This window comes from Saccharopolyspora sp. 6M, from assembly GCF_020176775.1.
Lineage (GTDB): Bacteria > Actinomycetota > Actinomycetes > Mycobacteriales > Pseudonocardiaceae > Saccharopolyspora_C > Saccharopolyspora_C gregorii.
The window spans coordinates 1-5,789 of the sequence record NZ_JAIUJZ010000297.1; the positions used below are offsets into that span (position 1 = coordinate 1).

The 5,789-nt window shown below is 63.9% G+C and carries 5 protein-coding genes; all 5 read left to right on the forward strand.

The genetic code is table 11. The annotated features are described in order from the left end of the window. Positions 1-564: 564 nt before the first annotated feature. The 5 genes from LCD31_RS27905 to LCD31_RS27925 all read left to right on the forward strand — a co-directional run bounded on the left by LCD31_RS27905 (position 565) and on the right by LCD31_RS27925 (position 5,335). Positions 565-1,071: a hypothetical protein gene (locus tag LCD31_RS27905; RefSeq protein ID WP_308015879.1), complete on the forward strand. Its 507-nt coding sequence runs from the start codon at positions 565-567 to the stop codon at positions 1,069-1,071. 199 nt (positions 1,072-1,270) lie between these two features. Then, positions 1,271-1,516: a tyrosine-type recombinase/integrase gene (locus tag LCD31_RS27910; protein ID WP_255615308.1), complete on the forward strand. Its 246-nt coding sequence runs from the start codon at positions 1,271-1,273 to the stop codon at positions 1,514-1,516. A gap of 125 nt (positions 1,517-1,641) precedes the next feature. Continuing rightward, positions 1,642-2,871 (forward strand): ABC-three component system protein, encoded by a 1,230-nt coding sequence (locus LCD31_RS27915; RefSeq protein ID WP_224963038.1) that lies wholly within the window; start codon positions 1,642-1,644, stop codon positions 2,869-2,871. Further along, positions 2,868-3,362: a three component ABC system middle component gene (locus tag LCD31_RS29870; RefSeq protein WP_224963040.1), complete on the forward strand. Its 495-nt coding sequence runs from the start codon at positions 2,868-2,870 to the stop codon at positions 3,360-3,362. The genes LCD31_RS27915 and LCD31_RS29870 overlap by 4 nt, the downstream gene beginning before the upstream one ends. Continuing rightward, the gene (locus LCD31_RS27925; RefSeq protein ID WP_224963044.1) at positions 3,362-5,335 is read left to right on the forward strand and encodes a DUF3732 domain-containing protein; all 1,974 of its coding nucleotides are present in this window, start codon (positions 3,362-3,364) and stop codon (positions 5,333-5,335) included. The genes LCD31_RS29870 and LCD31_RS27925 overlap by 1 nt, the downstream gene beginning before the upstream one ends. Positions 5,336-5,789 lie beyond the last annotated feature (454 nt).

Consider the following 5,789-nt stretch of genomic DNA (forward strand, 5'->3'; position numbering starts at 1 on the left):
TCCGATTGACACCGAAAGCCCGCTGCGCCAGCGGATCCGCAACGCCTGAGTTTGCCGGATGGTCTTGTCCGTGGCCAGTTGGCCAGCAAAGTCATCCATCCCGCACCAGCGAAGAGCCAGCCACGCGCCGGTTGTTACCGCCTGATGACGAACCGCCCTACCCCCTGAGCTCCCCACGCTGCCCGGCGACCGGAGTGCAGCGGCCTGGGGCGGTGGTGACGACGTGTCCGCCCGACGGCGCAGTGTGGGCGTGACCAGCCAGGTTCTCGGCGCCACCCGGCTCATCGAAAAGCGGCCTGTTCCGAGCCAACCTGTCTCGAACCCGAAGACGGTCGGACTTGCCGATCCCTAGACAGTTCGCGGAGTTGCTGCGGCTCTACACCTCGCTCAACACCCGCCTGGCCTACGCCGCCGACCTCGGCATCCCCCTGGAATGGGTGCCCGGCTACCAGCCACCGAGCACAAACCGGCGGGCGCGGCCGCGCCCGCCGCGCCCAGCCCAGTGGCCTGGAGCGGCTGCCCTGGTGTCTGCGCAACGGGTCCACCTCTTTCGCCGACGTTCGGGTGGAACACGTCGAACGCTGGCTGGCCGCACTCGCCGAGGCCGGCTGCCATGACACCACCCGCGCCCGGATACTCTCGGCGGTCTCGGCCTTCTACCGCAAGTACCTGCTGCGCACCAGGCTGGTCACGCACAGCCCGGCGGCACTGGTCGACCGCCGCTCCCAGCACCTCAACCAGACCCAGGACACGCGGTCCCAGACCGTGCTGTGGTCGTTTGAGGTCTGCCGGGCGCCGCGGCTGGCCACCTACCTGCTGGCCGAGCACCACCGCTACGGCCGCCGCGACCGTGCCACGATCGAAATCCTCATCGGCACCGGTATGCGCGCCGAAGAACTCCTCGTTATCAACCTCGACGACTACCACCGCAGGCGCCCCCGGATCCCCGGCCGCGCTGCGGGTGCACGGCAAGGGCGGCAAAGACCGCCGTGCGCTGGCCCCGCCCGCGGCCGACGCTGTCGACGCCTTTCTCACCGACCGGCGCCCCGCGCAGACTCCCGCGCTGCCTGACCAGACCAGCGCCCGCCCCGCCGAACCGCTGCTTATCACCCAGACCGACGCGCGCGTGCACGCCCCACCTGCAGGCCGTGCTGCGTCAGCTGTGCACGACCTTCGCGCCCGCCCCGGACGCCCCGCCACCCGGGCACGGTGGCGCCGGGAGCTACTCGCCGGTGAGAAGGCTGCGTTCATCGCCACCCATCTCGCCCTCTTGCGCGACACAATCCACCCGCACTCTGCACGCCACTCCTACGCCACCCACGCCAAGAACCGCGGCGCCGAAGCCCGCCAGATCCCATGCGACCTCGGCCACGCCACGCTGACCACCACCGAGGGCTACCTCCACGACGCCGCCGCCCTCGCCGACTCCGCCGCCCACGACCTTGCCCCCGCACTACACCGCGGCTGGCTTCCTACCGCCGCACCCCACGGCGACGAACAGGACCAGGACACATGATGACGCCCGAGTTGGGTTGCGCTCGCGACTCCCTTACGCCCAGCCACGGGCGCGTCTGGTGGCCCTCGTCACGGGATGCGACCTCGCCACACACAGGGCGCCTTCACACTGCTAACTTCCTATGTGTGAGCAACGTCATCGTCAACCGGTTCAGTGCTGCGGGGTCAGCGATCGGTTACCTCGCGCAGGTCGAGTACGCACTGCTCATCGCGCTGCAACGGATGGATGAGGAGGAGAGTCTTCGTCTGTCGTTGGAAACGGTCGACGACATCACTTTTGAAGGGCAGGGAGACTCTCGCGAGCTGTGGCAGACCAAGCATCATGTGGGGCGTCATGGGTCGCTGGGCGATACGAGCCCGGATCTGTGGAAGTCGCTGCACAATTGGATCGAGTCGGCCGATGAGCGTTCCGCCTGTTTCCTGTTTACGACTGTGACGGCGACCGACACGACTGCAGCAAGCCTGCTACGCCCGGTCCGTACAGCACAGGACGTGGTGGCGGCTCGCAAGAAGCTCGATGGCGTCGCGCGAGCAAGGGGTAACCAGTCACTGGTGTCCTACTATGATCGGTACCTCGGCCTCCCTGTGGAGAAGCGAACCGAGTTGCTTTCGCGGATCACCGTCTTGGATGGCCAGGCAGCGGGAGAGGACATCACCGGTCGGCTCGTCGCCACCGTCCGTAAGACGGTTGTCGCGCAACGGCGGAAGCCTTTGGTCGAACGACTCCGGGGATGGTGGCATGACCGCTCCATGGTGCATTTGACGCACATCGCTCGAGATGAGGTCGACTGGATCTCCATGCAGGAGATCGAGGACCAACTGCATTTGATCGCGCAGTCTCTCCGCGATGACAACCTTCCCCTTGACTATGATCGTGATCCCGAGCCGCCCCAGGAGAAAGTGGACGAGCACGATCGGGTTTTCGTTGAGCAGCTCAAGCTCATCATGCTGCACCACACTCGCATTCGGCAGGCTGTCTACGATCATAACCGCGCCTTCCTGCAACGGTCCAGGTGGCAGCGTGAGCAACTCCTCGCGGTGGGCGAACTCGACGCCTATGACCGGCGCCTAATCGAGGAATGGATGCGCGTGTTCCTTCCATTGGAAGAGCAATTCGGTGACGACCAGCCAAGCGAGGACGTCAAACGCCGTGACGCCCGGCAGCTTTATCAGCGTCTGCAGGAACGAAGCCTGCCGGAGATCCGTTCCGGGGTGCGCTCAGGCTACATTCCCTTGGGATCGCTCCATCTCCTCGCCGACCGGCTGCAGATCGGCTGGCATCCGGACTGGCTTGACCTCCTCAAACACCGTCTGAGTGACGTGCGAACCACGGCGGAGACCGAGGGGGCTGCATGAGCCTGCCCGGCCCGGTCGGGGATTCTGAGACCGGCGCATTGTTCAACCCTGCCTTCTGTGCAGTGCTGCTCCATAAGGCGACGAAGAGATACGAAGCGAAGTCGAGCGAAGGAATGCCGGTGACCTACGCGTTCCTTGTTTTGCCGTGCGCGCTGCACATGCCCACACGGGAGGCGCTTCCGCCTACAACAGCGGCTTCGATGTGGATCTGGTTGCGATCCCACCCTGTCCTTTGTATGGACTTCGCCGACCGCGTTCGTACTTTCCGAGGGTTCACCGCAGCCGCCATCAGATATGGCATCCAGCACGGAGCATTGGTCGGAGCGCTCGGCTCACTTGCTCCCGGAACTCTCCTGCGCCGTCCCCGCACCCTCCAGCCGACACAGGACTGGCAAGCGTGCGTTCGGACTGCTGAATTCCTTGGCCGGTGGTTTGGAGGGACCGCCGCAGACGAGGCCACCGTTCTTGCCCAGTGGGGAGTCCGCCCGTGATGCAACTTGATGCTCTTGTGCTTTACCACTCCGACGGGAATATGCGGCAGATCCGGTTCCGCCCTGGTCAGCTCAACATCATCACCGGCGAGTCCGGGACAGGTAAGAGCAGTATTATAGGGATTCTCCGGTTCCTTCTCGGGGGCGACAGCCCTCATGTCCCGCTCGGACCGATCCAGAACACCGTCGACTGGTATGGGCTCCTGGCTCATGCCGGCAACACCCACTTCTTCGTCGGCCGCCCAGCGCCCGACCATGGCGCCGCCACGACGCAAGCGTTCCTGGCCGTTGGAGAAACAGCGATCCCGCCACGGGCGGGCCTCCACACCAACGCCAGCGCCAGCGATGTCGTCGACTACCTTGGCAGCCTCATCGGTATCGCCGAGAATCTCCACGTACCTGCTGCGGGACAGACACGACGCCCGCTGGCGGCGAACCTCCGCCATGCGCTCTACTACTGCTTCCAGGGGCAAGGAGAGATTGCCAATCCCGAACTGTTGTTCCACCACCAAAACCGTGAGCATCAGAAACAAGCCATCCGCGACACGCTGCCGTATTTCCTTGGCGCGCAAGACCCCGATGCACTCCGTAAACGCCAAGAGCTCTCAGAAGTCCGGCGTGAGCTTCGACGCACGACGCTGAGGTTGGATGAAGCTCGTGCCACTCGTGAGCTCGGCGTCGGGCGCGCCGCAGGCCTCATCGCAGATGCCAAGGCTAGCGGCTTAATCGCACCCGATGCCCTACCGACGGACACCCGCGGCGCCTTTGAAATCCTCACGAGCGTCCTTAGCAGTGAGGAATCGCCTGTCAACGTCGACGACGCTGACAGTGATGGTGAGATGGAGCGCTTACTCGCACGCCGAACCGAGCTTCGCAGCACCGTGCGTGATCTCAACGACAAGATCCGTGGTCTTGACGAATTCGCCAGGGTTGGCAACGAGTACAGCTCCGAACTCAACGAGCACCGCGTTCGACTCGCCTCGGTCGGACTCATTCCTGACAAGCAGAAAGCCGCTGCCACGTGCCCGATTTGTGAGAACACGCTCGACACACCGAGCGCTCGCGCGGCGATCACACAGAGTCTCGAACGTGTATCTCAACGCATTGATCTCGCTCACCGCGATGAACCCCGCGTGGCCCAAGCCCGCGCAGAGCTCCTCCAAGCGCGCAGTGCTGCCCGGACTGAACTCGCAGACATCGACACAGCTCTCGACGATCTCGCACAGACAGACCAACGACGCGAGACGATGCGCCGCAGCTGGGAGCAGCAGAGCTTCGTACGTGGCCGCATCGCGCAATACCTGGATACCGCCACGCTCGCAGATGACGACGCCATGGCCGCCTTGGAACACACCGTCGAGAATCTCGAACGACGAGCAGCAAGCCTCAACGATGAGCTCGATCCAGAACAGCTACGCTCGGCCGTCAACTCTCTGCTGAACATCGTCGGGCGCCGGATGACCGCACTCGCGCAATCACTCCCTCTCGAACACTCCGAACACGGCGTCCGAATCGACCCCTACCGCCTGACCGTCGTTGCCGACACTCTCCAAGGACCTGCCTACATGGACGCCGGAGCGATCGGAAGCGGGATGAGCTGGGTCGGCTACCACCTTACGGCCTACCTCGCGCTTCAGGACTACTTCATCGAAGCACACCGTCCCGTTCCACGATTTATCGTTCTCGATCAGCCCAGCCAAGCCTTCTTCCCACGTGACCGTGACACCGGGGGAGACCTAACGGAGCTATCGGATGTGGATCGCACAAACACCCGCAAGCTCTACGAGATGATGTTCAACGTCGTCACCGAACTAGACGGACAACTACAAGTCATCGCCTTCGACCATGCCGACTTCCCAGAGCCCTGGTTTGGGGAATCGGTCGTCGAGTTCTGGCGAGAAGGCAACGCGCTTATTCCGCAGAACTGGCTGAACCCTGATACTTCGGATGCCCATGCGGAAAATGAGGAATAAGACAACGGAAGACCCAACTGAAGCCTCCCTGTAGAGGCGGCGCAAACCCTCGCTCTCCGGCCTCGGTCCCGACTTCCAGCACAAGCCCGAGAAGGCGGACAACCCGCACCTCGCCAAAGGCAGGTTCGTGGACCTACCAGCGGACGCCGACAGTTCCAGCGCTACGTCGTGGAGACCACGACTACCCAACCACACCATCGAACTCAACACCAGCCAGGGCGACAAGCACATCCTCACCAGATACCTGCTTGCTGGCTTCAGAACCATGCGGATGAACGAGATACTGCCCGCTCACGTGCGCGACCACCTGCGGCAACTCGCTGCGGACGGCGCCACTCCGCACACCTCGTTCGCTTCAAGACCGTGCTCTCAGCGATCTTCACCACCGCCTTCAACGACTGGATCATCCACTTCCACCCCTGCACCGGCGTCACCGCACCCGCCGCCCCCAAAC

Excerpts from the sequence above, each read along its gene's own strand:
- LCD31_RS29870 (WP_224963040.1), top strand. The coding sequence starts at position 2,868 with ATGAGCCTGCCCGGCCCGGTCGGGGATTCTGAGACCGGCGCATTGTTC.
- LCD31_RS27925 (WP_224963044.1), top strand. The coding sequence starts at position 3,362 with ATGCAACTTGATGCTCTTGTGCTTTACCACTCCGACGGGAATATGCGG.